This is a genomic window from Halomonas sp. M4R1S46 (assembly GCF_025725685.1).
Classification (GTDB): domain Bacteria; phylum Pseudomonadota; class Gammaproteobacteria; order Pseudomonadales; family Halomonadaceae; genus Halomonas.
Genome location: NZ_CP107008.1, coordinates 3,882,125 through 3,907,890, shown reverse-complemented (window position 1 = coordinate 3,907,890; position 25,766 = coordinate 3,882,125). Strand labels below are relative to the sequence as shown.

Here is a 25,766-nt window from a genome sequence, read left to right as displayed (position 1 = left end):
GCCTTAGATGCGGGCGGCCCGGGCGGGTTTCAATGTGCTAGGCTTGCGCCCTTTGCAACGACCGCCCGGAGCAGAGCGATGAACGAGACCCTGGAGCGCTGGAGCAGCCGACGCGCCTTCATCCTGGCCGTGACCGGGGCCGCGGTGGGGCTGGGCAACATCTGGCGCTTCCCCTACATCACCGGCGAGTACGGTGGTGCGGCCTTCCTGCTCCTCTACGTGGCCTTCGTGGTGCTGCTGGGCCTGCCGGTGATGATGGCCGAGATCCTGATCGGTCGTGCCGGGCGGCGCAGCCCGATGCAGTCCCTCGGCCACCTGGCGACCCAGGCCGGCCGCAGCCCCCACTGGCGCTGGCTGGGACTGTTCGGGGCCTTCACGGTGTTCTGCATCCTCTCCTTCTACTCGGTGGTCTCGGGCTGGTCCATCGAGTTCCTGGTCGCCGCGGTCAACGGCGACTTCGTCGGCCAGGGCGCGGCGGAGATCGGCGCCGGCTTCGACGCCTTCCTCGCCGACCCCGGGCGCATGACCTTCAACCACACCCTCTTTTTGGCCATGACCATGATGGTGGTGGCCGCGGGGGTGGCCAAGGGCCTGGAGCGGCTCAACAACCTGCTGATGCCGCTGCTCTACCTGCTGCTGCTGGTGCTGGCCGGTCACGCCGCCACGACCAGCGGCTTCGGCCCGGCGCTCGCCTGGCTGTTCACGCCGGACCTCGCGGCGGTCACGCCGACGGTGCTGATCGCCGCCATGGGGCATGCCTTCTTCACCCTGGCGGTGGGCGCCTGCGCGCTGATGGCCTACGGCGCCTACATGCCGGACCACCAGAGCCTGCCCCGGGCGGCGGCCGGCGTCGCGGTGCTCGACGTCACCGTGGCACTGCTGGCCGGCATCGCCATCTTCTCGGTGGTCTTCGCCCAGGGCATGGACCCCGGCGAGGGGCCCGGCCTGATGTTCGTGACCCTGCCGGTGGCCTTCGCCGACCTGCCCTTCGGCGCCCTGTGGCTGTCGCTGTTCTTCCTGCTGCTGCTACTGGCCACCTGGACCTCCTCGATCAACCTCGCCGAGCCGATGGTCGCCACCCTCCAGGGCTGGGGCCTCGGTCGTGGCCAGGCCTCGACGCTGGTGGGCATCGCCGTCTGGATGCTGGGCCTGCTGTCGGTGCTGTCCTTCTCGACGCTGTCCGAGCTCCGGGTGCTGTTCGGGATGAACGTCTTCGGCCTGGTCAGCACCATTCCGCCGGAGATCTTCCTGCCGGTGGGGGGGCTATTGATCGCGATCTTCGCCGCCTGGGTGCTGCCCGAGCACGTCGCCCTGCGTGCCCTGGACGCCGGGCCCAACGGCTTTCGCCTGTGGCGGTTCCTGGTGCGCTGGGTGTCGATCCCGCTGACGCTGGTAGTATTGGTCTCGGGACTGATCTGACAAGCGAGGTGCAAGATGAGTGATTCGACGGTCATCCGGCCCTGGAAGGGCGTGACGCCGCAACTGGGCGAGCGGGTCTACATCGATCCCGCCAGCGTGGTGCTGGGCGACGTGGTGCTCGGCGACGACAGCTCGGTCTGGCCGATGGCGGTGGTCCGCGGCGACATGCACCGCATCCGCATCGGCGCACGGGTCAGCGTCCAGGACGGCAGCGTGCTGCACATCACCCACGCCAGCGACTTCAACCCCGACGGTTTCCCGCTGACCATCGGCGACGACGTGACCATCGGCCACAAGGCGATCCTGCACGGGGCCACCCTGGGCAGCCGCATCCTGGTGGGCATGGGCGCCATCGTCATGGACGGCGCCGTGGTCGAGGACGAGGTGATCATCGCCGCGGGCGCGGTGGTGACCCCGGGCAAGCACCTGGCCGGCGGCCATGTCTATGCCGGCAATCCGGCCAAGGCGCTGCGGCCGATCCAGGACAAGGAGCGCGCCTTCTTCCCCTACACGGCCGGCAATTATGTAAAGTTGAAGGACGAGTACCTCGCGGCCCGGGGTTGAGCCGCCAAGCGATTGTTCTCTCCCGCCATTCGGGGCGATAATATGGATGTTTATCCAGTTCTTGGAGGCGCCCGGGATGGCCGATTTCCGCACCCATATCAGTGCCGCCGCGGGAGGCGGCGTGCTCCTGGCCCTGGCCGGCTGGCGAGCCGAGCTGTGGACCCCCGACCAGGCCCTGCCGCTGGCGGTGCTGGTCGCCTTCGGCGGCGTCCTGCCGGACATCGATTCCGACCACTCCCATGCCGTGAGGCTGATCTTCAGCGTGATGGCGGTGCTGGCCGTGGTGGCCGGGGCGCTGCTGCTGAGCCCCTGGCTGAACCTGGGGGCGCTGCTGGTGGCCTGTGGTGGCCTCTACATCGGGGTGCGTTACGTGCTGAGCCCGATCTTCAAGCACTTCTCCGTGCATCGCGGCATCTGGCACTCGCTGCTGGCCGCGGGCCTGTGCGGGCTGGCCACCAGCGCGGGCAGCTACCGCCTGCTGGAGCTGGAGGCCGGGCTGGCCTGGGCCCAGGGGCTGGCGCTGGTGCTGGGCTGCTGCATCCACCTGCTGCTCGACGAGCTGTACAGCGTCGACCTCACCGGGGCGCGGATCAAGCGCTCCTTCGGCAGCGCCTTCAAGCTGTTCGCCTACCGTGAACCGCTGAACTCCGGGATCATGCTGCTGCTGGCCGTCGGCCTCTCGCCCTGGCTGCCCCCCTGGGGCTCGCTGGGCGAACTGCTGGCTCAGGGCTCGGCGCTCTGGCGGTAGTCCTCGGCCTTGAGGCCGTGCTTCCTGAGCTTGTCGTAGAGGGTCTTGCGGGGCAGCCCCAGGCCCTCGCAGACCTCGCTGACCCGTCCCTGGTGGCGGGCCAGGGCCTGGCTGATCAGGCCCTTCTCGAACAGCTCCACCTGCTGGGGCAGCGGCAGCTCGCCGCTGTCGCTCTCCACGCCGGCCAGCAGGGTCTCCAGTCGGTAGTCGCAGGTCACCCCGAGCAGCACGTAGCGCTCCGCCAGGTTGCGCAGCTCGCGCACGTTGCCCGGCCAGTCGTGGGCCATCAGCGCCGAGGTGCCGGCGGCGTCCAGGGGCGGCGCCTCCAGGCCGCTGCGGTTGGCGGCCAGCACCGCGAAGTGCTGGAACAGCAGCGGGATGTCCTCGCGGCGCTCGCGCAGCGGCGGGATCGGCAGGGTCACCACGTTGAGCCGGTAGTAGAGGTCCTCGCGGAAGTCCCCGGCCTCCGCGGCGGCCTTGAGGTCCACCTTGGTGGCGGCGATCACCCGGATATCCAGCGGTACCGGTTGGTTCGAGCCCAGCCGCTCGATGGTGCGCTCCTGGAGCACCCGCAGCAGCTTGACCTGCAGGCCCAGCGGCATCGACTCGATCTCGTCGAGGAACACCGTGCCCCCCTCGGCGTGCTCGAACTTGCCGATGCGCCGCTCCACGGCGCCGGTGAAGGCGCCCTTCTCGTGGCCGAAGAGCTCCGACTCGATGGTGCTCTCCGGCACCGCGCCGCAGTTGATGGCGACGAAGGGGCGCCCGCCCCGGGAGCTGCGCTCGTGGATGGCACGGGCGACCAGGTCCTTGCCGGCACCGGTCTCGCCGAACAGCAGCACGTCGGTCTCGACCTGGCTGATGCGCTGGACCATGGAGGCCAGCTTCTGGATCGCCGGAGTGCGCCCCACCAGGCGTGGCCCCGGGGCCGCTTGCTGCGCCTCCAGCTCGGCCTTGAGGGTGCGGTTCTCGAGGCTCAGTCGTCGCTTCTCGGTGCCGCGGCGCACCACCTCGACCAGCCGCTCCCCGGCGAAGGGTTTCTCCAGGAAGTCCCAGGCGCCCTCGCGCATGGCCTCCACGGCGGTGGAGATGTCGCCATGGCCGGTGATCAGCACCACCGGCAGGTCCGGGTCGCGGCTGCGCACCTCGCGCAGCAGCGCCATGCCGTCCATGCCGGGCATGCGGATGTCGCTGACCACCACGCCGGGAAAGTCCGGCGTCAGGGCCGCCAGGGCGGCCTCGGCGTTCTCGAAGGGCTGGGGGGCGTAGCCGGCCAGCTCCAGGGTCTGACCCACGGTGATGCGCAGGTGGGCCTCGTCGTCGATGATCATCACCGGAGGGGCCGGGGACTCATGCATGGTGTGACTGCTCCTTGGCTTGCGCCCGTTTGCCGTCCGGGCCGCTGTCCCGGGGAAGGGTAATGGTGAAGCGGGCACCGCCGCCAGGGGCGTTGCGGGCCTCGAGGCGACCGCCGAGGTCGTCGATGATGCGGCCGGAGATCGACAGCCCCAGCCCCAGGCCGCTGCCGGTGGACTTGGTGGTGAAGAAGGGCTCGAAGATCCTGGCGAGATGGTCCTCGGGGATGCCCGGGCCGTTGTCCGCCACCTCGATGGAGACCCGCTCCGACGTGGTCTCGATGCCCAGCGTCAGGTGCGGGGACGGCGTCTCGGCCAGGGCCTGGAGGGCGTTGCCGATCAGGTTGACCAGCACCTGCTCGAGGCGCACCGGGTCGGCGCGCACCCAGGCCGTCTGCTCGGGCCAGCGGCGCTCGATGTGGATCGCGCCCTCGCTGAGGCGAGCCTGGAAGAGGCGCAGGGCATAGTCGAAACAGGACTGCACCGAGACCGCGGTGAGGGTGTCGCCGCTCTTGCGGGAGAACTGACGCAACTGGGCGCTGATCTCGGCCATGCGCCCGGTGAGCTCGACGATCTGGCCGAGGTTGGCATCGGCGGCCTCGGCGCGGCTGCGGGCGATGAAGGCGCGGGCGTTCTCGGCGTAGGCGCGGATCGCCGCCAGGGGCTGGTTGAGCTCGTGGTTGATGCCGGCGGCGAGCTGGCCCAGCACGGCCAGCTTGGCGGCCTGGACGAGTTCGTCGCGGGTCTCCCGCAGGCTCTGTTCGGCGCGGCGACGCTCCTCGATCTCGTCGGACAGGCGACGGTTGGTGGCCACCAGGTCGCGGGTGCGGTTGGCCACGTTGCGTTCGAGCTCGTCGCGGGCCCTCGCCAGGGTCCGGCGCTCGCGCTCGGCGAAGCGCTCGCGCTCCCGGCGCAGGCGCAGGCGCTGCCAGCCGATACCGCCCCCCAGGGCCACCAGGCCGTAGAGGCCGCCGGCCAGCAGCGCCGAGACCCACTGGGCGCTGATCACCGGGGTCAGGGGCTTGAGGATGTGCATATGCCAGTCGAAGGCCGGCATGGGGCGGGTCAGGCTGAAATAGGGTTGTCCCGCCAGGGGCCCTTGGGCGAAGCCCACCAGGCGGGTGCGCTCGTCGCGGTGCTCGATCTCGCGCAGGCCGGAGGGCGGCAGCGGCTCGTCGCCATAGCGCCGCGAGGCCCGCAGGGCCACGCGCTGCGCCTCGCCGAGCGGCTTCATGGCGGTCAGCCGCAGTGCCGGCTGGCTGGCCAGGAAGATCACGCCGTCCCGGTCGGTGACCAGCAGTTCGGCATCCTGTTCGGCCCAGCTGTCCTCCACGGCGTTGAGCAGCACCTTGAGCACCATCACCCCGTCGGGGCGGGCGTCCGGCGCCGTCTCGTCCAGCCACACCGGGGCCGAGAAGTAGTAGCCCCGTTCCCCGGACTGCACCCCCAGGCCGAAGAAGCGGCCATTGCGGCCGGCGATGGCCTCCTGGTAATAGCGCCGGTAGCGGTAGTTCTGGCCGATGAAGGTGTCGGGGCGATGCCAGTTGCTGGCGGCCAGGGTGTCGGCGTGGTGGTCGAGCAGGTAGATGTCCGAGACGTCGGCGGTGGCCCGGAAGCGGTCGAGCAGGCGGTTCAGCGGCATCGGGTCCTGGCTGGCCGGCGACGCGAGGAAGCGCTTGACCGCCTCCCGGCTGGCCAGCAGCTCCGGCAGGTAGTCATGGCGCGACAGGTGGCCGGTCAGCCCGGCCGCCGACAGGCGCAGCTCGTTCTCGGCATCCTGGCGCAGGCTCTGCAGGGCCTGTTCCCGGGCCACCTGGGCGGTCTGCCACATGCACAGGGCGAGCCCGGCGAGACCCAGCCCCCATAGCAGCAGGCGGATCAGGCGACGACGCTTCGAGGCAGGCGTGGCATGGGGCATGGGCTCAATGACTCGCCGTGGGCATCGCCTGGGCGCGACGCAGGGAGCGCTGGGCGCGAGTCTCGGCGCGTGCCGCCTCGAGCAGGCCCTCCTCCACATAGACCAGGTGCTCGTGGGCCCGGCTGCGGGCCTCCTCGGCACGGCCCTGGAGGATGGCATCGAGCAGGGCGCGGTGCTGGGTCATCAGGTGCTTGCGGGCATCGGGCTTGGCGAACAGGTGCTCGAGGTTGTCGACGATGCTCTTCTCCAGCAGGTGGAAGATGCCGCGGATGGTATGCAGCAGCATGACGTTGTGGGCGGCTTCGGCGATGGCCAGGTGGAAGGCGGCATCGGCCTTGGCCTCCCGGGGCGGGTCCTGCTCGTTGAAGCGAGCCTCCAACTCCTCGAAGCGTTCGATCAGCACCGCCTTGTCGGTGGGGGTGGCCCGCAGGGCGGCATAGTAGGCGGACAGGCCTTCCATGGCGTCACGGAACTCCAGCAGGTCCAGATGGAACTCGCCGTGACGGGACAGCATCTCCAGCAGCGGGTCGCTGTAGCCGCTGTGCAGGTCCTCGGTGATGAAGGTGCCGCCCCCCTGGCGGCTGGTCAGCAGGCCGCGGGCGGCGAGCTTCTGGATCGCCTCGCGCAGCGACGGGCGCGACACGCCGAAGCGTTCGGCGAGCTCACGCTCCGGCGGCAACCGTTGGCCGGGCTTTAGGCTACCCTCGAGAATCAGGGCCTCGAGGCGCTCGGTGATGACATCGGCCAGGCGCGGCTGGCGGAGGGATTGATAGGACATGGTGGTGTTTCCTGGGCACGGGGTCACGGTTCTCATGATAGCGTCGACGAATTGGTATTACCAATGTGTCGTCGTGATGGCGGGCAGGGAGGGGATGGGGTTTTCCTGCCACTTCAGCCGGTTGTCGCCGGCGCTGGATGGCCATAGACCAAGGTCTAGCCGTCTGGGCGGTGTCCTGGGCGCCCGGGATTTGACAGTCACAGCGCCGCCCCATACCGTGCAGTGACATTTCGCTGTAAATTGGTTTTACCAATCATCGGCAATCCAGGCTCATCAAGACAGCGCTCCGCCACCCGGCCGGCGCCGAGGACCCTGATCATGACGCCCGTCAAGCTCTACCCTGCCAGGCCCGACAAGGTGTACTTCTATGGCACCTGCCTGGTCGACCTCTTCTTCCCCCAGGCCGGCCTCGACGGCATTCGCCTGCTGGAGCGGGAAGGCATCGAGGTGAACTTCCCCGAGGACCAGACCTGCTGCGGCCAGCCGGCCTACACCTCGGGCTACCAGGACGAGGCGCGAGCCGTCGCCGCGGCCCAGCTGGACCTCTTCCCCGAGCCCTGGCCGATCATCGTGCCCTCCGGCTCCTGCGGCGCCATGATGCGGGTCCACTATCCCGACCTCTTCGTCGGAACCGAGCGGGAGGCGCAGGCCAGGGAGGTCGCCGACCGGGTGTTCGAGCTGACCGAGTTCCTGGTGCATGTCTGTCACCTGCGCCGCGCTGACCGCGGGGCCCCGGAGAAGGTGGCCATGCATACTTCCTGCAGCGCCCGGCGCGAGATGGGGTTGGCGGAGACCGGCCCGGCGCTGCTGGGGCGGCTCGAGGGCGTGGAGCCGGTGGAGCCGGCCCGGGCAACCGAGTGCTGCGGCTTCGGCGGCACCTTCGCGGTGCGTCACCCCGAGATATCGGCCGCCATGGTCGAGGACAAGAGCCAGGCGATCGAGGCGACCGGCGCCGAGCGTTTCGTCACCTCCGACTGCGGCTGCCTGATGAACATCGCCGGGCGCCTCGAGCATCGGCAGGGTGCCGTGCGCGGCGAGCATATCGCCAGCTACCTGTGGCGGAGGACGTCATGAGCGTGCAGACCTTCACCCCCGATGCCTTCCATCGCCAGGCCCACGAGGCCCTGGAGAACCCGCAGATCCGGGCCAACTTCCGCAAGGCCATGGACGGTCTGATGAGCAAGCGCCGGGACAGCTTCGGCGACTGGGACCTGGAGACGCTGCGCGAGCTGGGGGCCAATATCCGCCTGCGGGCCCTGGCCGGGCTGCCCCGCCTGCTGGAGCGGCTCGAGGCCAACTGCCAGGCCAACGGCATCCAAGTGCACTGGGCCGAGGACGGCGAGCAGGCCTGCCGCATCATCCGCGAACTCTGCGAGGCCCGCGAGGCGACGTCGGTGATCAAGGGCAAGTCGATGGTCTCCGAGGAGATGCATCTCAACGCCCACCTGGAGGCGGCCGGCATCACCGCGCTGGAGTCCGATCTCGGCGAGTACCTGGTGCAGCTCAACGAGCAGACGCCCTCGCACATCATCATGCCGGCGATCCATCTCAATACCGACGAGATCGCCGGCATCATGCACGACAAGACCGGCATCGAGCGCACCCGGGACGTCGACGCCATGACCGGCGCGGCCCGCTTCCAGCTGCGCGAGCGCTTCATGGCCGCCGACGTGGGCATTTCCGGCGTCAACTTTGCAGTGGCCGAGACCGGCACCCTGTGCCTGGTGGAGAACGAGGGCAACGGCCGCATGACCACCACGGTGCCGCCGGTGCACATCGCCGTGACCGGCATCGAGAAGGTCGTCGAGCACCTGCGCGACGTGGCGCCCCTCTACTCGTTGCTCACCCGCTCGGCCACCGGCCAGCACGTCACCACCTACTTCAACATGATCAGCGGGCCGCGCCGGGCCGGCGAGCACGACGGTCCGGAGGAGGTGCACCTGGTGCTGGTCGACAACGGCCGCTCCGGCATCTACCAGGACGACCAGTTGCTCGACACGCTGCGCTGCATTCGCTGCGGGGCCTGCATGAACCATTGCCCGGTGTACACCCGGGTCGGCGGCCACACCTACGGCACCACCTATCCCGGGCCCATCGGCAGCATCCTGATGCCCCACCTGGAGGGGCTGGAGTCGACCAGGGATCTGCCTACCGCCTCGAGCCTGTGCGGGGCCTGCGGCGAGGTCTGCCCGGTGAAGATCCCGATCCCCGACCTGCTGGTGCGGTTGCGCCGCGAGGCGGTGGGCGAGGGGCGTGGCAACGTGCGCGGCGCCGGGACCAAGCGCTCGCGCAAGGAACTGGCGGTCTGGAAGGGCTGGCAGTGGCTGGCCACTCATCCCGGGCTGTGGCGCAGCGGCACCGCCATGGTCGGCAGGCTGCGTGGCCTGACGCCGGCCCATCTGGGGCCCTGGACCGACTCTCGCACCGCGCCGAAGCCGGCGAAGACCACCCTGCACGGCCTGCTCAAGCAGCGCCGTGCCCGCCAGTCGTCAGAGGAGAAAGACGCATGAGTGCGCGCGAGGCCATCCTGAAGCGACTGCGTGAGCGGACCGACGGCCCCCTCGAGGCTCCCGAGAGCGACTTCGCCGTGATGACCGGTCGTGGCTGGACGGCACAGGAGCGCCTCGAGCGTTTCGAGCGCTGGATCGGCTCCGTGCATGGCGAGGTGATCCACACCTCACGGGACGGCTGGACCGAGGCTCTCGCCGGGGTGCTGCGCGACAAGGGCGTGCGACGGCTGGCGCTGGGGCGTGAGCATCCGGTGGCGGCGGCGGCGCGCGAGGCCCTCGCCGGGGGCGACGTCGAGCTGGTCGCGGCCGATCGGGACATCGAGACCTGGCAGCGCGAGCAGTTCGAGAGCGTGGACGCCGGCCTGACCTCGACCGGTGGCGGAATCGCCGAGACCGGCAGCCTCTGGCTCTGGCCCACCCCGGACGAGCCTCGCCTGCTGAGCCTGGTCCCGCCGATCCATATCGCCGTGCTGGATGCCGAGTCCCTCGAGGATACCCTCCACGACGTCATGGCCCGCCACGACTGGGCCGCGGGGATGCCCGCCAACGCCCTGCTGGTGTCCGGCCCCAGCAAGACCGCCGATATCGAGCAGACCCTGGCCTACGGGGTGCATGGCCCCCGTGAGCTGGTGGTGCTGGTGCGCCACGCCTAGGGCGCCGGCGCCAAGCGTCATGGTTTTCGCTATAGTGCGGCTTGTCCGGCGGAGGAAGGCCGGGCTCTCGCAACCACATGTAGGGAGACATGACGTGCATATCAAGGAGTCAGGGAGGTCGCGCCGGCGGACCGTTCGCCAGGGGTGTGTGATGGCCGGTCTCGCCGGCCTGGCACTGCTGGCGGGGTGCAGCGACGGGGAGGCGCGTTTCGTCAGCGCCCCCGAGGCGACGCTCGGCGACGAGATCCAGGGCGAGCTCACCACGGCGAGCCCCGTCAACCTCAACAACGGCACCCGCTACTCGGCGCACTGGCTCTGTGCCGGCGCGTCCGCTGGCACGGGGCAGTCCTACGCGCTCGAGGCGCCCTTCGCGGCCGAACTGTCCGCCTTCGACGCCCAGGGGCAGTGGCTGGGCAGCGCCCGGGACGGTGTCGAGGCCGGGCCGTTGACCCTGCTGGCCGGGCCGGCGGACGACGCCTGCATGCTGGTGGTGGTCAATGGCCGTGGCCATGACGCCTTCGGTCCCTATCGGCTGACCGCCGAGCCGATCGGCACCCGCGACGAGCTGGTGCCGGGCCGTGCATTGACCAGGCGTCTGGAGGCGGGCGAGACCGAGTACCCCATCCGCCTCGACGGGCCGGCGCTGCTCTCCCTGTCGCTGAGCGGCGTCGAGGACCTCGGCCTGCAGCTGGAGGGAAACGGCGTCTCGCAGTCGGCCCGCGCCTGTGCGGCCGGCGAGTTGCGTCTCGAGGCCTATCTGGAGGCCGGTGACTATCGCGTGCGCCTGCGGCCCGACCATGCTCCCGCCGTCGGCAGAGAGGCGAGCTGCACCAGCCGCGTCCTCGGCACCGGGCAGGCCTATCGGCTGCTGGCCGAACGCCGCGATCTGGCTGACGGCTGGCGCAACGGCGGGCCGCTGCGGGATGGTGATCGCGTCAGCGGCACCCTCGAGGGGCAGGCGCCGAATGCCTACAGCTTGCACCTCGATCGCCCCTCCGAGATCGGCCTGTCACTGCGTTCGCGGGCCTTCGATACCGTGCTGCGGGTGACCGGGGAGGGCGCCGACATCGCCAATGACGACGATGGCAACGGGACCGACTCGCGTCTCGATACCGTGCTGATGGCGGGCGACTATCGCGTCGAGGTCGACAGCTACGGCGATAGCGTCGGCGACTATGCCCTCGCGCTGACTCGTCGAGACTTCGACGGCGAGTTCCGCAACGAGGGCGCGCTGACTCTCGGTGAGAGCCTGCGCGGGCAGTTGACCGGCCTCGGCGAGAATCGCTATCGGCTGACGGTCAACGAGCCGGTCGAGGCGCGGTTGGCGCTGGATTCCCGGGACTTCGATCCGATGCTGCGCTTGCACGGCAATGGCCTGGACCTGAGCGACGACGACGGCGGCGGCGATCGCAATGCCCTCATTACCAGCATTCTCCAGCCCGGCGAGTACGTCCTCGAGGCGCAGAGCTATAGCGGCAGCGGCATCTACCGTCTGCAGGCCGAGGGCGAGGCCTTCGAGGGGCGCACCAGCGACGGCGGTGAGGTGCGCCCCGGCGAGACTCTCTATGGCAACCTCGCCGGTGGCGGTAGCCTCGCGTATGAACTGGTGATCGACGAGGCGCGCTCGGTGGTGGTCGAGGCCACCTCGGCGGCGGTGGACACCATGCTGCGGCTGTCGGGTCATGGCGTCGACGCCCAGAACGACGATGCCGACGACCTGGGGCTCGGTTCGCGGATCTCGCAGCACCTCGAGCCCGGCACCTACCGTGTCGAGGTGGATAGCTTCGGCAGCGGGGCCGGCATGGTGCGCCTCGAGATCGGCGGCTGATGTCGGCCGGGGCGCCGCTGGCGGTGCCCCGGAACTTTTTCCCCGCAGGGCTTGCGTCCTCCCCGGAGAATCCGTAAAGTACGCATCCGCTGCCGGCGACGGGCAACGTTGCAGGCGGTGATGAGTGGCAGAAGTGCTTGTTTCTTCAAGGGTTTTTGAAAAGACTCGGTTGACAGGCTCGCCGGAAGCGGTAGAATGCACGCCACTCGATCGGCAGTCACTCCACGACGGAATGACGCTTCGGTCGCCCGGATCGCTTCCTCGGAAGCCGTCGAAAAGGGCTTGACGCGAAACGCCGATCACGTAGAATACGCCTTCCTTGCAGGGCGCCGGGCAAGACGGCCAGTTTGGTCGGCACGGCAACGCAAGATGCTCTTTAACAATCGATCAGGTAATTCATGTGGGCGCTTGTCGAGATGTCGGTGACCAGTCACTGAATATCAAGGCAAGCGACTCGTCAAACGAGACGTTTGAACCTTGAGCCAAGTTTGGTGCACTCAATGCACTATCAAGCTTTGAAACTGAAGAGTTTGATCATGGCTCAGATTGAACGCTGGCGGCAGGCCTAACACATGCAAGTCGAGCGGAAACGATGGAAGCTTGCTTCCAGGCGTCGAGCGGCGGACGGGTGAGTAATGCATAGGAATCTGCCCGGTAGTGGGGGATAACCTGAGGAAACTCAGGCTAATACCGCATACGCCCTACGGGGGAAAGCAGGGGCTCTTCGGACCTTGCGCTATCGGATGAGCCTATGTCGGATTAGCTGGTTGGTGAGGTAATGGCTCACCAAGGCGACGATCCGTAGCTGGTCTGAGAGGATGATCAGCCACATCGGGACTGAGACACGGCCCGAACTCCTACGGGAGGCAGCAGTGGGGAATATTGGACAATGGGCGAAAGCCTGATCCAGCCATGCCGCGTGTGTGAAGAAGGCCCTCGGGTTGTAAAGCACTTTCAGTGAGGAAGAACGCCTTCGGGTTAATACCCCGGAGGAAGGACATCACTCACAGAAGAAGCACCGGCTAACTCCGTGCCAGCAGCCGCGGTAATACGGAGGGTGCGAGCGTTAATCGGAATTACTGGGCGTAAAGCGCGCGTAGGCGGCGTGATAAGCCGGTTGTGAAAGCCCCGGGCTCAACCTGGGAACGGCATCCGGAACTGTCAGGCTAGAGTGCAGGAGAGGAAGGTAGAATTCCCGGTGTAGCGGTGAAATGCGTAGAGATCGGGAGGAATACCAGTGGCGAAGGCGGCCTTCTGGACTGACACTGACGCTGAGGTGCGAAAGCGTGGGTAGCAAACAGGATTAGATACCCTGGTAGTCCACGCCGTAAACGATGTCGACTAGCCGTTGGGGTCCTTGAGACCTTTGTGGCGCAGTTAACGCGATAAGTCGACCGCCTGGGGAGTACGGCCGCAAGGTTAAAACTCAAATGAATTGACGGGGGCCCGCACAAGCGGTGGAGCATGTGGTTTAATTCGATGCAACGCGAAGAACCTTACCTACCCTTGACATCGTGCGAACTTGGTAGAGATACCTTGGTGCCTTCGGGAGCGCACAGACAGGTGCTGCATGGCTGTCGTCAGCTCGTGTTGTGAAATGTTGGGTTAAGTCCCGTAACGAGCGCAACCCTTGTCCCTATTTGCCAGCGATTCGGTCGGGAACTCTAGGGAGACTGCCGGTGACAAACCGGAGGAAGGTGGGGACGACGTCAAGTCATCATGGCCCTTACGGGTAGGGCTACACACGTGCTACAATGGCCGGTACAATGGGTTGCAAAGCCGCGAGGTGGAGCTAATCCCATAAAGCCGGTCTCAGTCCGGATCGGAGTCTGCAACTCGACTCCGTGAAGTCGGAATCGCTAGTAATCGTGAATCAGAATGTCACGGTGAATACGTTCCCGGGCCTTGTACACACCGCCCGTCACACCATGGGAGTGGACTGCACCAGAAGTGGTTAGCCTAACTTCGGAGGGCGATCACCACGGTGTGGTTCATGACTGGGGTGAAGTCGTAACAAGGTAGCCGTAGGGGAACCTGCGGCTGGATCACCTCCTTAATCGACGACGTCGCCGGCACTCGGCAAGTGCCCACAATGAATTACCTGATCGGCCAGAGCAAAGACTGTTTGGGTCGCGGACCCAGTGGTTAGTCGCCGGGTCTGTAGCTCAGTTGGTTAGAGCGCACCCCTGATAAGGGTGAGGTCGGCAGTTCAAGTCTGCCCAGACCCACCAAATTTGCGCAATACGTCGTTGCTTTCCACCTCGTGTAGCAGGCTACACGTCGGCGAAAAGCGCCTCGTCTTGCACAAATTTCCCTATAGGCAACGGGAAGTCAGAGGGGCCTTAGCTCAGCTGGGAGAGCGCCTGCCTTGCACGCAGGAGGTCAGCGGTTCGATCCCGCTAGGCTCCACCACTCTCAACCCCCGACAGTCCTTGAAGTTTTAAGCTAGACGCTGAATGTGTCGCCTCGATGACGGGTGTTCACTTACAGCTTCCAGCTTAAAGCTTCCAGCTTTAAATGCTCTTTAACAATGTGAATCATGCTGACAAACGTTCTTTCGAAAGAAAGGACGCGAGATACGTCTCAAGCGTATCCGGCAATTGTCGTGTTGTCATCGCGGATCAGACCCCTTGGGGTTATATGGTCAAGCGATGAAGCGCATACGGTGGATGCCTAGGCAGCCAGAGGCGATGAAGGACGTGGAAGCCTGCGATAAGGTTCGGCGAGGTGGCAAACAACCTGTGACCCGGACATTTCCGAATGGGGAAACCCACCCAGGGTAACCTGGGTATCCCACACTGAATCCATAGGTGTGGGAGGCGAACCGGGGGAACTGAAACATCTAAGTACCCCGAGGAAAAGAAATCAACCGAGATTCCCCCAGTAGCGGCGAGCGAACGGGGACCAGCCCTTAAGCAGGTGACTGATTAGGCGAATGAGCTGGGAAGCTCAACGATACAGGGTGATAGTCCCGTAGCCGAAAATCTGATCCTGTGAAATCGAGTAGGTCGGGGCACGTGAAACCTTGACTGAAGACGGGGGGACCATCCTCCAAGGCTAAATACTCCTGGCTGACCGATAGTGAACCAGTACCGTGAGGGAAAGGCGAAAAGAACCCCGGAGAGGGGAGTGAAATAGATCCTGAAACCGTATGCGTACAAGCAGTGGGAGCCGATTCGTTCGGTGACCGCGTACCTTTTGTATAATGGGTCAGCGACTTATTTTCAGTGGCGAGCTTAACCGTATAGGGGAGGCGTAGGGAAACCGAGTCTTAACTGGGCGACCAGTCGCTGGAAATAGACCCGAAACCGGGCGATCTATCCATGAGCAGGTTGAAGGTTGAGTAACATCAACTGGAGGACCGAACCAGGATCTGTTGAAAAAGATTTGGATGACTTGTGGATCGGAGTGAAAGGCTAATCAAGCCCGGAGATAGCTGGTTCTCCTCGAAAGCTATTTAGGTAGCGCCTCACGTATCACCGCCGGGGGTAGAGCACTGTTTCGGCTAGGGGGTCATCCCGACTTACCAACCCGAGGCAAACTCCGAATACCGGTGAGTGGCAGCGTGGGAGACACACAGCGGGTGCTAACGTCCGTTGTGAAAAGGGAAACAACCCAGACCGTCAGCTAAGGTCCCGAAATCCTGGTTAAGTGGGAAACGATGTGGGAAGGCTCAGACAGCTAGGAGGTTGGCTTAGAAGCAGCCATCCTTTAAAGAAAGCGTAATAGCTCACTAGTCGAGTCGGCCTGCGCGGAAGATGTAACGGGGCTCAAACCAGGTACCGAAGCTACGGGTGCGTCGAATGACGCGCGGTAGAGGAGCGTCGTGTACGCCGACGAAGGTCTGTCGAGAGGCAGGCTGGAGGTATCACGAGTGCGAATGCTGACATGAGTAACGACAAGGGGAGTGAAAAACTCCCCCGCCGGAAGACCAAGGGTTTCTGTTCGACGCTAATCGGAGCAGAGTGAGTCGGCCCCTAAGGTGAGGCCGAAAGGCGTAGCCGATGGGAAACGGGTCAATATTCCCGTACCTCACAGTATTGCGATGGGGGGACGAAGAAGGCTAGGTGAGCCAGGCGTTGGTTGTCCTGGTGAAAGTCAGTAGGCTGGGGATTCAGGCAAATCCGGATCCCTAAGGCCGAGAGACGAGACGAACAGACTACGGTCTGGAAGTCATCGATGCCACGCTTCCAGGAAAAGCCTCTAAGCTTCAGATACTGTGGGACCGTACCCCAAACCGACACAGGTGGTCAGGTAGAGAATACCAAGGCGCTTGAGAGAACTCGGGTGAAGGAACTAGGCAAAATGGTGCCGTAACTTCGGGAGAAGGCACGCCGCATTAGGGTGAGGGTCCTCGCGACCGGAGCCCGACGCGGTCGAAGATACCAGGTGGCTGCAACTGTTTATTAAAAACACAGTACTCTGCAAACGCGTAAGCGGACGTATAGGGTATGACGCCTGCCCGGTGCCGGAAGGTTAATTGATGGTGTTAGCTTCGGCGAAGCTCCTGATCGAAGCCCCGGTAAACGGCGGCCGTAACTATAACGGTCCTAAGGTAGCGAAATTCCTTGTCGGGTAAGTTCCGACCTGCACGAATGGCGTAATGATGGCCACGCTGTCTCCACCCGAGACTCAGTGAAATTGAAATCGCAGTGAAGATGCTGTGTACCCGCGGCTAGACGGAAAGACCCCGTGAACCTTTACTACAGCTTCACACTGGACGCTGATGTTGCTTGTGTAGGATAGCTGGGAGGCTTGGAAACCCGGACGCCAGTTCGGGTGGAGCCGACCTTGAAATACCAGCCTGGCATCATTGGCGTTCTAACTCAGGTCCGTGATCCGGATCGAGGACCGTGTGTGGTGGGTAGTTTGACTGGGGCGGTCTCCTCCCAAAGCGTAACGGAGGAGCACGAAGGTACCCTCAGCACGGTTGGAAATCGTGCAATGAGTGCAAGAGCATAAGGGTGCTTAACTGCGAGACAGACACGTCGAGCAGGTACGAAAGTAGGTTCTAGTGATCCGGTGGTTCTGTATGGAAGGGCCATCGCTCAACGGATAAAAGGTACTCCGGGGATAACAGGCTGATACCGCCCAAGAGTTCACATCGACGGCGGTGTTTGGCACCTCGATGTCGGCTCATCACATCCTGGGGCTGAAGTCGGTCCCAAGGGTATGGCTGTTCGCCATTTAAAGTGGTACGCGAGCTGGGTTTAGAACGTCGTGAGACAGTTCGGTCCCTATCTGCCGTGGGCGTTGGAGATTTGAGAAGCGCTGCTCCTAGTACGAGAGGACCGGAGTGGACGTACCTCTGGTGTTCCGGTTGTCATGCCAATGGCACTGCCGGGTAGCTAAGTACGGACGGGATAACCGCTGAAAGCATCTAAGCGGGAAGCCCCCTTCAAGATGAGATCTCCCCGAGGCCTCGAGCCTCCTGAAGGACCCAGCAAGACCAGCTGGTTGATAGGTCGGATGTGGAAGCGCTGCAAGGCGTTGAGCTAACCGATACTAATTGTCCGTGAGGCTTGACCATATAACACCCAAGCGGTCTGTCGATGACAGCCGACAAGGGCCGGGTACGACGAGACGACTCGCGTCAGCATGATTCGCAGCCTTTTTCGCCTGACGACCATAGCGTGCGGGAACCACCTGATCCCTTGCCGAACTCAGCAGTGAAACCGCTCAGCGCCGATGGTAGTGTGGGGTCTCCCCATGCGAGAGTAGGTCATCGTCAGGCACTTATTTCGAGAAACCCCCGGTCGCGACAGCTGCCGGGGGTTTTTCATGTTGGGCCGATAGCACCGGCAAGGGACTCCCCATGGAGAGCAGCGGGGAGCTGCCCTCCGGATGGCCGGCCGCCGGAAGCCCGGCGCGCACATCGTCAGGCACTTATTCCGGAAAAGCCCCGGCCTCGAAAGAGGTCGGGGCTTTTTCACGTTCAGGCACCTATTTCGAGATAACCCCGCTGCACAGGCAGCGGGGGGCATGCCTGGGCCCGGTGTGTCGGGCCGTTACCCGGGCTCAGCCGCCCACCTCGTAGAACTCGATCGGCGTGCCATCGGGGTCGGCGAGGAAGGTGAATCGGGCCCCGCTGACCTCGTCGACGCGTATCGGCTCGGGACGGGCCCCGCGGGCCTCGAGCAGCGCGACGCAGGCATCGAGGTCGGGGGTGGCGAGCGCCAGGTGGCGCAAGCCGCAGGCCTCGGGGTAGCTCGGTCTCGGCGGGGGCGAGGGGAAGGAGAACAGCTCGAGCTGGATGCCGCCCGGCAGGCGCAGGTCCAGCTTGTGGCTGTCGCGTTCCTCACGGTAGGCCTCGTTGAGGATCTCGGCACCCATCACCTCGAGGTAGAAGCGTCGGGCGCGGGGGAAGTCGGCGGTGATCAGGGCCACGTGGTGCACGCGGGAAAGCGGCAGTGGCTCTCGTGTAGCGTCCATGCAGACCTCGTCGGTGGCGGGGGGAAGACGCCCCGAGGGGCGCCGGCGATAAAGCGCCGCGCGTCAGCGGCAGAGGGTCTCGAGAACCTCGATCAGGCTGTCCATCTCGTCTTCGGTGCCGATGGAGATGCGCAGCTGTTCGCTGAGGGTGTCGGTGTTGAAGTGGCGCACCAGGATGCCGCGCTCGCGCAGGCCGACGAACAGCTGGGCCGCGTCGTGGTCCGGGTGGCTGACCAGCAGGAAGTTGCTCTGTGACGGCAGCACCCGGAAGCCCAGGCTCTCCAACCGGGTGCGGGTACGCTCCCGGGTGGTGATGACCGCTTCGCGGCAGGCGTCGAAGTGCTCGCGGTCCTCCAGGGCGGAGATGCCGATGGCACTGGCCAGGCTATCGATGGGGTAGGAGTTGAAGGAGTCCTTGACCCGCTCCAGGCCCTCGATCAGCTCCCGCGAGCCCACTGCATAGCCGAGCCGCAGGCCGGCCAGGCTGCGCGACTTGGAGAAGGTGCCGGTGACCAGCAGGTTGGGGTGGTCTGCCACCAGGGGCACGGCGCTCTCGCCGCCGAAATCCACGTAGGCCTCGTCGACCAGCACCACCGAGTCGGTGATCCGCTCGAGCAGCCCGGCGATGGCCTCCCGGCCGTGACCGTGGCCGGTGGGGGCATTGGGGTTGGCGAAGATCACCCCGGCGCTGTCCGGGGAGAAGGCATCCAGGTCGACTCGCCACTGGTCGTCCAGCGGCAGCGCGCGGCGCTCCACGTCATAGAGCCGGCAATACACTGGATAGAAGCTGTAGGTGATCGCCGGCATCTGAAGCGGCCGGTCGTGGCAGAAGAAGGCCTGGAAGGCCAGGGCCAGCACCTCGTCGGAGCCGTTGCCGACGAACACCTGCTCCACCTCGACCCCGAACTCCCGGGCCAGGGCCTCGCGCAGGGCGCGAGACTCCGGGTCCGGGTAGCGGCGCAGGTGATCGGCCGGGAACTCCCGCAGCACCGCCTCGACGCCCGGTGCCGGGGGATAGGGGTTCTCGTTGGTGTTCAACTTGATCAGGCGCTCGCGGGGCTGCTCGCCGGGGACATAGGGCGTCAGCTCACGGACCTTGGGGCTCCAGAACTTGCTCATGGTCACTCTCAGGGTGTTGGGGCAATGCGGCCATGGTCGCCCGCCCGGCGTGCCCGCGCAAGCCGCGGGCCATGCTAGGCTGTGCCCTCGCCTCTTCGCCTGCTATGGAAGTTCCCCCGATGATCGGCCAGATCCTCGCCACGCTATTGCCGGTGTTCCTGATCGCCGGTTGCGGCACCCTCTACGGCCGCTATCGTCGTCCCGACATCCGCGGCCTCAACACCCTCAACATGGAACTCTTCGTGCCCATGCTGGTGTTCGCGGTACTCGCCGATCGCGAGGCGCCGTTGACCGACTATGCGCGGTTGGCCCTGGCCGCCACCGTCGTGGTGCTCGGCTCGGGACTGCTGCTCTGGCCGCTGGTCAAGCTGCTGCGCCTGGAGACCAGGACCTTCCTGCCGCCGATGATGTTCAACAACTCCGGCAACATGGGCATCCCGCTGATCGTGCTGGCCTTTGGCGAGGCGGCCCTGCCGGCGGCGGTAGTGCTGTTCATCGTCGAGATGCTGCTGCACTTCTCGGTGGGGCTCTACATGCTCGACCCGCGCATCCCGCTGTGGCGCCTGCTGCGCATGCCCATTGTGCTGGCCAGCCTGGCCGGGCTGGGACTCAACATCGGTGGGGTCGCCCTGCCGGGCTGGCTGCTGGAATCGCTGGACATGCTCGGCGGGGTCTGTATCCCGCTGATGCTGTTCGCCCTGGGCGTGCGCATGCTCGATATCGACTTCGACGACTGGCGCACCGGCCTGCTCGGTGCCGTGCTGTGCCCGCTGTCGGGGCTGGTCCTGGCCTGGCCGATGGTCCTGTGGCTGGATCTCAGTGGCCTCTCGGCGGCGGCGCTCTGGGTGTTCGCGGCCCTGCCGCCGGCGGTGCTCAACTACCTGGTGGCCGAGCAGTACCGCCAGCAGCCGCACCGGGTGGCCTCGCTGGTGTTGATCGGCAACCTGGGCAGCCTGGTGGTGATGCCCCTGGTGCTGTGGCTGGTGTTCGAGCACGTCCAACCGATGGCATCATGAGAGGGCGAAACCGGCGGTGTCGAGACTGTCCGCCATGGTCACGAGAGGTTATGCTGTCAGGCAGGCTGCCGTGGATTGCGGCGTCATGCCCATTGGTTAGGAGGACGAAGATGCAAATCAGGACCTTGCTGGCTGGCTCTGCCATGCTTGCCGTGCTGGCAGGCTGCGCCACCGGCCCCACCGGCCAGGGAGCCGCCGATGACGGGATGGAGGCCGCGCAAGCGACCTATCAGGGCACGCTGCCGTGCCGCAACTGTGAGGGCATCGACCTGGATGTGACCCTGGTCGGCGATGCCGAGAGCGCCCCCGAGGATCGCACTTTCGACCTGCAGGCATCCTATCGGGCCCACCCCCAGAATCCGCCGGACGAGAACTACGAGGGTAACTGGGAGGTGCTGAGCGGCACCGCCAACAACCCCGAGGCCACCGTCTACGAGCTCACGCCGAGCGGCGAAGGCCAGGTCTACTACTTCCTGCGCCTCGACCCGCAGACCCTGGAACTGATCGACCCCCAGCGTCGTCGCTTCCAGAACAACGAGATGCTGCGCCTGAAGCGCCTCTGAGGCCATCGGTAACGCATGTCTCGAGGGGCGGCCACCGAGCCGCCCCTCGTCATTGCGGGCCACCCGCCGGTGGCCCGTGTCGCGAACGTCACCTCCCGGGGAGCCCATGGCCAAAGCGAAGAGCGCCTTCGTGTGCACCGAATGCGGTGCCGAATACCGCAAGTGGCAGGGGCAGTGCAGCAGCTGCCAGGAATGGAACACCTTGAGCGAGGTCCGCCTCTCGGCGGCCCGGCCCGGCGCCGCGAGCGGCGGGGGTGCGGCGGGCCGCGGCGGCTATGCCGGCAGCCTGTCCCGGGAGGTCGTCGACCTGGCCCAGGTCGATCTCGGCGAGGTGCCGCGGCTGTCCTCGACCTTCGAGGAGTTCGACCGGGTGCTGGGCGGCGGCCTGGTGCCGGGCTCCGCCGTCTTGCTGGGCGGCCACCCCGGCGCCGGCAAGTCGACCCTGTTGCTGCAGACCGCCTGCAAGCTGGCCCAGCAGCGCCGGGTGCTCTACGTCACCGGCGAGGAGTCGCTGTCCCAGGTGGCGATGCGCGCCCATCGCCTGCAGCTGCCGACCCAGGGCCTCAAGATGCTCGCCGAGACCAGCATCGAGACCATCCTCGGCGTGGCCGAGCGCGAGCGCCCGGACATCCTGATCATCGACTCGATCCAGACCACCCACCTGGAGGACATCGCCTCGGCGCCGGGCGGCGTGGCCCAGGTGCGCGAGTCCGCCGCGGCGCTGACCCGCTTCGCCAAGCAGTCGAGTACCGTGCTGCTGCTGGTCGGCCACGTGACCAAGGACGGCACCCTGGCCGGCCCCAAGGTGCTCGAGCACATGATCGATGCCTCGCTGCTGCTCGAGGGCGGGGCGGACTCGCGCTTCCGTACCCTGCGCGGCCAGAAGAACCGCTTCGGCGCGGTCAACGAGCTGGGCGTGTTCGCCATGCTCGAGCACGGCCTCAAGGAGGTGAAGAACCCCAGCGCCATCTTCCTGTCGCGCACCGAGGAGCAGGCCCCGGGTAGCCTGGTGATGGTGGTCTGGGAGGGCACCCGGCCGATTCTGGTGGAGGTCCAGGCACTGCTCGACGACTCGGCGCTGGGCAACCCACGGCGGGTGGCGCTGGGCCTCGACCAGAACCGCCTGGCCATGCTGCTGGCGGTGCTGCACCGCCATGGTGGCCTGTTCACCGGCGACCAGGATGTCTTCCTCAACGTGGTGGGCGGGGTCAAGGTGCTGGAAACCAGCGCCGACCTGGCCGTCCTGCTGGCGGTGGTCTCCAGCCTGCAGAGCCGGCCCCTGGCCAGGGAGCTGGTGGTGTTCGGCGAGGTGGGCCTGTCCGGCGAGATCCGCCCGGTGCCCAGCGGCCAGGAACGCATCGTCGAGGCCGCCAAGCACGGCTTCCGACGCGCCATCGTGCCCCGCGCCAATGCCCCCAGGCAGGCCCCGGCGGGCATGGAGGTGGTGGCCGTGGACAAGCTTGCCGATGCCCTGGAAGCGTTGTAGCCCATCGGCGCAGCGTGAAATCGGCGTCCAGCGACGGGCCGGGGGCGCTGTGTTGTAGAATGCCGGTATCGACGCCAAGGAGAACGAGATGAGTGCCATCCGCCTGACCCAGTACAGCCACGGCGCCGGCTGTGGCTGCAAGATCGCCCCCGACGTCCTGGACGGGATCCTCGCCAAGGCCGGGCCGGGCGCCAGCCATTCTCGATTGATCGTCGGCAACCAGGGTCGCGAGGACGCCGCCGTCTACGACCTGGGCGACGGCCGCGGCATGATCGCCACCACCGACTTCTTCATGCCCATCGTCGACGACCCCTTCGACTTCGGGCGCATCGCCGCCACCAATGCCATCAGCGACGTCTTCGCCATGGGCGGCTCGCCGGTGTTGGCGCTGGGCATCCTCGGCTGGCCCCTCGACAAGCTCGGCGCCGATATCGCCGGCGACGTGGTGGCCGGGGCCCAGGCGGTGTGCCGCGAGCTCGGCCTGGCGCTGGCCGGCGGCCACTCTATCGACGCGCCCGAGCCGATCTTCGGCCTGGCGGTCAACGGCCTGGTCGACCTGGAGCACCTCAAGCTCAACAAGGGCGCCCAGGTCGGGGACCTGCTCTACCTCACCAAGCCGCTGGGTGTGGGCATGCTGACCACCGCGGAGAAGCGGGGGCTGCTCGAGGCCGGCCACCAGGGCCTGGCGCGGCGCAGCATGCTGGAGACCAACCGCATCGGCACCGAGTTGGCCAGGATCCGCGGCGTGCACGCCATGACCGATGTCACCGGCTTCGGCCTCGCCGGCCACCTGGCCGAGGTCTGCGAGGCCAGCGGCGTCGCCGCCCGGATCGACTTCCGACGCCTGCCGCGGCTGGCCGAGGCCGAGGCCTACCGCCGCCAGGGCGCGGTGCCGGGTGGCACCCAGCGCAACCGCGATGCCCTGGGCGCGGCCCTGCCGGCCATGGACGACGTCCACTGGCAATGGCTGTGCGATCCCCAGACCTCCGGCGGCCTGCTATTGTCGGTGCATCCCTCCTGGGAGGACGACGTCGAGCGCGTCGGCCGCGACCACGGCCTCGAGCTCGAGCCCTTCGGCCAGGTCGTCGCCGCCAAGGGCGAGGCGCGCATCGAGGTGAAGGGATGAGCCTACCGCTGGTCGAGCCGTCGCTGGACCTGCTTCGGGAGGAGCGGGTGCTGATCGACGTGCGTGCGCCGGTGGAGTTCTCCCATGGCGCGTTGCCCGGCGCCGTCAACCTGCCGCTGATGGACGACGAGGAACGCCACCGGGTCGGCATCGAGTACAAGCACGCCGGCCAGCAGGCCGCCATCGCGCTGGGCGAGCGGCTGGTCAGCGGCGGCATCAAGGCCGCCCGGGTCGCGGCCTGGCGGCGCCTGCTCGAGGTCCATCCCGATGCCATCATCTACTGCTTTCGCGGCGGGTTGCGCTCCCAGGTCGCCCAACAGTGGCTGGCCGAGGCGGGCCTCGAGCGGCCGCGCATCCGCGGCGGCTGGAAGGCCATGCGCCAGGCGCTGTGCGAGCGCATCGACGCCGCGGCCGGCCAGCCGCTGCTGGTGGTGGGCGGCCTCACCGGCTGCGCCAAGACCAGCCTGATCCAGGCCCTCGACAGCGGCCTGGACCTGGAGGCCTGCGCCCGCCACAAGGGCTCGGCCTTCGGCCGGCATCCCCTGCCGGCGCCGTCGCAGATCGACTTCGAGAACGCCATGGGCCGGCGCCTGCTGGCGCTGCCGGGCCCGGTGGTGGTGGAGGACGAATCGCGCCATATCGGCGCGGCCAACGTGCCGCTGGCCTTCTGGCGGGGCATGGAGCAGGCGCCCCGGGTGCGGGTCGAGATGTCGCTGGACTGGCGCCTGGCGCAGATCCACAAGGACTACATCGACGACCTCTGGGAGGTCTATCGCCACCACTTCGGCGACTGGCTGGGCTGGGCGCTGATGCGCAAGCAGCTCGCCACCGCCCTGGGGCGTCTGCGCAAGCGGCTGGGCAGTGCCCGGCTGGCCCGCCTGCAGCGCCTCCAGGCGCTGGCCTTCCGCGAGCACGAGGCCGGCAACCGCCAGGCCCACGAGGCCTGGCTGGCGCCGCTGCTCACCGAGTACTACGACCCCATGTACCGCCACCAGCTGCAGAAGCACGACGACCAGCGCTGCCTGCATGTGGGCGACTGGGAGAGCTGCCTGGCCGTCGCCCGGGAGTGGAGCGCCGAGGCCGCCCGCCGCGGCGACGCGCGGAGGGCCACGCCGGCCTGACCCTCAGCTCGCCGGCCTGGCGCGCAGCCACTGGGAGAGCAGCCGGTCGAGCAGCGGGGCCAGCCGGTCGAAGCGTCTGGGATCGGTCAGCATCGCCTCGCGGTCCTGGTGGTGAGGGCTGGTGTCGTCGCCGCTGGGGCGGGGCAGGTGGTCGAGCATGGCGGTCACGCTCTCCAGGGTGGCCTCCAGGTGGCAGAGCAGACCCACCACCCGGCCGCCGTCCCAGGTGAAGCCCTGCAGCGGGCTGGCCTGGCTGCCACCCAGCGGCAGGGCATCCTCGGGCAGGGCGAACACCTCGCGGTGCCACATGAAGGCATCGAAGTGGTCCGGCAGGTCGAAGGGGCTCTCCGGGGCCTGCACGACCCGGTGCCAGCCGGTCTCGGCATAGGTGCCCCGGGCCACCGTGGCGCCCAGGGCCTCGGCGATCAGCCGCGCCCCGTAGCCGATGCCGAGCAGCGGCTTGCGACCGTCCAGGGCCTGGTCGATCAGCTTGCGCTCGCGGCGCTCCCAGTCCGGGGGCGGGGTGCCGTCCTCGGGGCCATCGAGCACGATCAGCGCATCGCCATCGGCCAGCCGCGGCGGCAGCTCGCCCTGGTCCAGATGGAAGACGGTATGGCTATGGCCCATGCTGTCGAGCCAGTCGCCGATGCGAGCGGGCCCGTGGTGCGGGCTGTGCTGAAGCAGGTGGAAGTGCATGCGCGATCTCGCCGGTTGCCTGAAACGAAGGGAAAGCTGCGGAAGGGTACATGAAGCCAGCGCTGAAGGAACAGATACTGACCATCATCGCCGCGATCCCCCCGGGTCGGGTCACCACCTACGGGCGCATCGCCGCCATGACCGAGGGCGGCACGCCACGGCTGGTGGCCCGGGCGCTTCGCGAGCTCCCCGCGGGGCATGAGCTGCCCTGGTTCCGGGTGATCACCGCCTCGCGGCGCCTGGCCGACCATCCCGGGGCCGACGAGCAGCGCCGCCGGCTGATCGATGAGGGCGTGGCCTTCGATGTTCGGGGGCGGGTCTCGCCGGAGCGGTTATGGCCCTGAGTAAGCCCGGGGGCGCCGGGGGAAAGGGTCGAAGAGGAGGTCCTCCGCCATGAATGGTGTCGGAAGCGCCCAGGGATGGGGTCACAGCGC

19 protein-coding genes, 2 tRNA genes and 3 rRNA genes are annotated in these 25,766 nt (G+C 66.9%); 18 read left to right on the top strand and 6 right to left on the bottom strand.

The window, feature by feature from the left end:
- Positions 1-78 precede the first annotated feature (78 nt).
- From OCT48_RS18090 to OCT48_RS18080, 3 genes are all read left to right on the top strand, one after another.
- The gene (locus tag OCT48_RS18090; protein WP_263590518.1) at positions 79-1,419 is read left to right on the top strand and encodes a sodium-dependent transporter; all 1,341 of its coding nucleotides are present in this window, start codon (positions 79-81) and stop codon (positions 1,417-1,419) included.
- 15 nt (positions 1,420-1,434) lie between these two features.
- Entirely contained in the window at positions 1,435-1,983 is a 549-nt protein-coding gene (locus OCT48_RS18085) for a gamma carbonic anhydrase family protein (protein ID WP_263590517.1), read from the top strand.
- Between the two features lie 76 nt (positions 1,984-2,059).
- A complete protein-coding gene (locus OCT48_RS18080; protein WP_263590516.1) occupies positions 2,060-2,731 on the top strand; it encodes a metal-dependent hydrolase in 672 nt (223 codons plus the stop codon).
- Here OCT48_RS18080 and OCT48_RS18075 read toward each other — a convergent pair.
- The 3 genes from OCT48_RS18075 to OCT48_RS18065 are packed head-to-tail and all read right to left on the bottom strand — an operon-like array spanning position 2,707 to position 6,782.
- Positions 2,707-4,089, bottom strand: coding sequence for a sigma-54-dependent transcriptional regulator (locus tag OCT48_RS18075; RefSeq protein ID WP_263590515.1), 1,383 nt, complete (start codon positions 4,087-4,089; stop codon positions 2,707-2,709). The genes OCT48_RS18080 and OCT48_RS18075 overlap by 25 nt on opposite strands.
- Entirely contained in the window at positions 4,082-6,004 is a 1,923-nt protein-coding gene (locus tag OCT48_RS18070; protein ID WP_263590514.1) for a sensor histidine kinase, read from the bottom strand. Before OCT48_RS18070 ends, OCT48_RS18075 begins: the two co-directional genes overlap by 8 nt.
- 4 nt (positions 6,005-6,008) lie before the next feature.
- Positions 6,009-6,782 carry a GntR family transcriptional regulator gene (locus OCT48_RS18065; RefSeq protein WP_183383352.1) on the bottom strand — a complete coding sequence of 258 codons (774 nt, stop codon included), beginning with the start codon at positions 6,780-6,782 and terminating at the stop codon, positions 6,009-6,011.
- A 318-nt stretch (positions 6,783-7,100) separates the two neighbouring features.
- On the opposite strand from OCT48_RS18065, the gene OCT48_RS18060 reads away from it, so the two are divergent.
- From OCT48_RS18060 to rrf, 9 genes are all read left to right on the top strand, one after another.
- Complete coding sequence (locus OCT48_RS18060; RefSeq protein ID WP_263590513.1) at positions 7,101-7,856, top strand: (Fe-S)-binding protein; 756 nt, start codon at positions 7,101-7,103, stop codon at positions 7,854-7,856.
- Positions 7,853-9,292, top strand: coding sequence for a LutB/LldF family L-lactate oxidation iron-sulfur protein (locus OCT48_RS18055; RefSeq protein WP_263590512.1), 1,440 nt, complete (start codon positions 7,853-7,855; stop codon positions 9,290-9,292). Before OCT48_RS18060 ends, OCT48_RS18055 begins: the two co-directional genes overlap by 4 nt.
- Positions 9,289-9,945 carry a LutC/YkgG family protein gene (locus OCT48_RS18050; RefSeq protein ID WP_263590511.1) on the top strand — a complete coding sequence of 219 codons (657 nt, stop codon included), beginning with the start codon at positions 9,289-9,291 and terminating at the stop codon, positions 9,943-9,945. Before OCT48_RS18055 ends, OCT48_RS18050 begins: the two co-directional genes overlap by 4 nt.
- 151 nt (positions 9,946-10,096) lie before the next feature.
- Positions 10,097-11,773, top strand: a complete 1,677-nt coding sequence (locus OCT48_RS18045) for a hypothetical protein (protein ID WP_263590510.1) — start codon at positions 10,097-10,099, stop codon at positions 11,771-11,773.
- A 518-nt stretch (positions 11,774-12,291) separates the two neighbouring features.
- Positions 12,292-13,829: ribosomal RNA gene (locus OCT48_RS18040) — 16S ribosomal RNA — on the top strand.
- A gap of 98 nt (positions 13,830-13,927) precedes the next feature.
- Positions 13,928-14,004: transfer RNA gene (locus OCT48_RS18035), tRNA-Ile, on the top strand.
- 105 nt (positions 14,005-14,109) lie between these two features.
- Positions 14,110-14,185: transfer RNA gene (locus tag OCT48_RS18030), tRNA-Ala, on the top strand.
- Between the two features lie 230 nt (positions 14,186-14,415).
- Positions 14,416-17,303, top strand: a 23S ribosomal RNA gene (locus OCT48_RS18025).
- Between the two features lie 88 nt (positions 17,304-17,391).
- Positions 17,392-17,507, top strand: a 5S ribosomal RNA gene (gene rrf, locus OCT48_RS18020).
- Together the 16S, 23S and 5S rRNA genes with 2 tRNA genes alongside form the textbook arrangement of a ribosomal RNA operon.
- A gap of 284 nt (positions 17,508-17,791) precedes the next feature.
- Here rrf and OCT48_RS18015 read toward each other — a convergent pair.
- The gene (locus tag OCT48_RS18015) at positions 17,792-18,205 is read right to left on the bottom strand and encodes a VOC family protein (protein ID WP_263590509.1); all 414 of its coding nucleotides are present in this window, start codon (positions 18,203-18,205) and stop codon (positions 17,792-17,794) included.
- A gap of 63 nt (positions 18,206-18,268) precedes the next feature.
- Complete coding sequence (gene hisC / locus OCT48_RS18010) at positions 18,269-19,324, bottom strand: histidinol-phosphate transaminase (protein ID WP_263590508.1); 1,056 nt, start codon at positions 19,322-19,324, stop codon at positions 18,269-18,271.
- A gap of 119 nt (positions 19,325-19,443) precedes the next feature.
- On the opposite strand from hisC, the gene OCT48_RS18005 reads away from it, so the two are divergent.
- The 5 genes from OCT48_RS18005 to mnmH all read left to right on the top strand — a co-directional run bounded on the left by OCT48_RS18005 (position 19,444) and on the right by mnmH (position 24,636).
- On the top strand, positions 19,444-20,340 hold the full coding sequence (locus OCT48_RS18005; protein WP_263590507.1) for an AEC family transporter: 897 nt from the start codon (positions 19,444-19,446) through the stop codon (positions 20,338-20,340).
- 110 nt (positions 20,341-20,450) lie between these two features.
- Positions 20,451-20,903 (top strand): copper resistance protein NlpE, encoded by a 453-nt coding sequence (locus tag OCT48_RS18000; protein WP_263590506.1) that lies wholly within the window; start codon positions 20,451-20,453, stop codon positions 20,901-20,903.
- A gap of 106 nt (positions 20,904-21,009) precedes the next feature.
- Positions 21,010-22,389 (top strand): DNA repair protein RadA, encoded by a 1,380-nt coding sequence (gene radA / locus OCT48_RS17995; RefSeq protein WP_263590505.1) that lies wholly within the window; start codon positions 21,010-21,012, stop codon positions 22,387-22,389.
- A gap of 88 nt (positions 22,390-22,477) precedes the next feature.
- Positions 22,478-23,515: a selenide, water dikinase SelD gene (gene selD / locus OCT48_RS17990; RefSeq protein WP_263590504.1), complete on the top strand. Its 1,038-nt coding sequence runs from the start codon at positions 22,478-22,480 to the stop codon at positions 23,513-23,515.
- Complete coding sequence (mnmH, locus tag OCT48_RS17985) at positions 23,512-24,636, top strand: tRNA 2-selenouridine(34) synthase MnmH (protein WP_263590503.1); 1,125 nt, start codon at positions 23,512-23,514, stop codon at positions 24,634-24,636. Before selD ends, mnmH begins: the two co-directional genes overlap by 4 nt.
- Before the next feature lie 3 nt (positions 24,637-24,639).
- Here the strand turns inward: mnmH and OCT48_RS17980 are convergent, their stop codons facing one another.
- Positions 24,640-25,332: a type 1 glutamine amidotransferase gene (locus tag OCT48_RS17980; RefSeq protein WP_263590502.1), complete on the bottom strand. Its 693-nt coding sequence runs from the start codon at positions 25,330-25,332 to the stop codon at positions 24,640-24,642.
- 50 nt (positions 25,333-25,382) lie between these two features.
- Here OCT48_RS17980 and OCT48_RS17975 point away from each other — a divergent pair, with 50 nt between their 5' ends.
- Complete coding sequence (locus OCT48_RS17975; protein WP_263590501.1) at positions 25,383-25,676, top strand: MGMT family protein; 294 nt, start codon at positions 25,383-25,385, stop codon at positions 25,674-25,676.
- The last annotated feature ends 90 nt before the right edge of the window (positions 25,677-25,766 follow it).

Excerpts from the sequence above, each read along its gene's own strand:
- OCT48_RS18090 (WP_263590518.1), top strand. The coding sequence starts at position 79 with ATGAACGAGACCCTGGAGCGCTGGAGCAGCCGACGCGCCTTCATCCTG.
- OCT48_RS18085 (WP_263590517.1), top strand. The coding sequence starts at position 1,435 with ATGAGTGATTCGACGGTCATCCGGCCCTGGAAGGGCGTGACGCCGCAA.
- OCT48_RS18080 (WP_263590516.1), top strand. The coding sequence starts at position 2,060 with ATGGCCGATTTCCGCACCCATATCAGTGCCGCCGCGGGAGGCGGCGTG.
- OCT48_RS18075 (WP_263590515.1), bottom strand. The coding sequence starts at position 4,089 with ATGCATGAGTCCCCGGCCCCTCCGGTGATGATCATCGACGACGAGGCC.
- OCT48_RS18070 (WP_263590514.1), bottom strand. The coding sequence starts at position 6,004 with ATGCCCCATGCCACGCCTGCCTCGAAGCGTCGTCGCCTGATCCGCCTG.
- OCT48_RS18065 (WP_183383352.1), bottom strand. The coding sequence starts at position 6,782 with ATGTCCTATCAATCCCTCCGCCAGCCGCGCCTGGCCGATGTCATCACC.
- OCT48_RS18060 (WP_263590513.1), top strand. The coding sequence starts at position 7,101 with ATGACGCCCGTCAAGCTCTACCCTGCCAGGCCCGACAAGGTGTACTTC.
- OCT48_RS18055 (WP_263590512.1), top strand. The coding sequence starts at position 7,853 with ATGAGCGTGCAGACCTTCACCCCCGATGCCTTCCATCGCCAGGCCCAC.
- OCT48_RS18050 (WP_263590511.1), top strand. The coding sequence starts at position 9,289 with ATGAGTGCGCGCGAGGCCATCCTGAAGCGACTGCGTGAGCGGACCGAC.
- OCT48_RS18045 (WP_263590510.1), top strand. The coding sequence starts at position 10,097 with ATGGCCGGTCTCGCCGGCCTGGCACTGCTGGCGGGGTGCAGCGACGGG.
- OCT48_RS18015 (WP_263590509.1), bottom strand. The coding sequence starts at position 18,205 with ATGGACGCTACACGAGAGCCACTGCCGCTTTCCCGCGTGCACCACGTG.
- hisC (WP_263590508.1), bottom strand. The coding sequence starts at position 19,324 with ATGAGCAAGTTCTGGAGCCCCAAGGTCCGTGAGCTGACGCCCTATGTC.
- OCT48_RS18005 (WP_263590507.1), top strand. The coding sequence starts at position 19,444 with ATGATCGGCCAGATCCTCGCCACGCTATTGCCGGTGTTCCTGATCGCC.
- OCT48_RS18000 (WP_263590506.1), top strand. The coding sequence starts at position 20,451 with ATGCAAATCAGGACCTTGCTGGCTGGCTCTGCCATGCTTGCCGTGCTG.
- radA (WP_263590505.1), top strand. The coding sequence starts at position 21,010 with ATGGCCAAAGCGAAGAGCGCCTTCGTGTGCACCGAATGCGGTGCCGAA.
- selD (WP_263590504.1), top strand. The coding sequence starts at position 22,478 with ATGAGTGCCATCCGCCTGACCCAGTACAGCCACGGCGCCGGCTGTGGC.
- mnmH (WP_263590503.1), top strand. The coding sequence starts at position 23,512 with ATGAGCCTACCGCTGGTCGAGCCGTCGCTGGACCTGCTTCGGGAGGAG.
- OCT48_RS17980 (WP_263590502.1), bottom strand. The coding sequence starts at position 25,332 with ATGCACTTCCACCTGCTTCAGCACAGCCCGCACCACGGGCCCGCTCGC.
- OCT48_RS17975 (WP_263590501.1), top strand. The coding sequence starts at position 25,383 with ATGAAGCCAGCGCTGAAGGAACAGATACTGACCATCATCGCCGCGATC.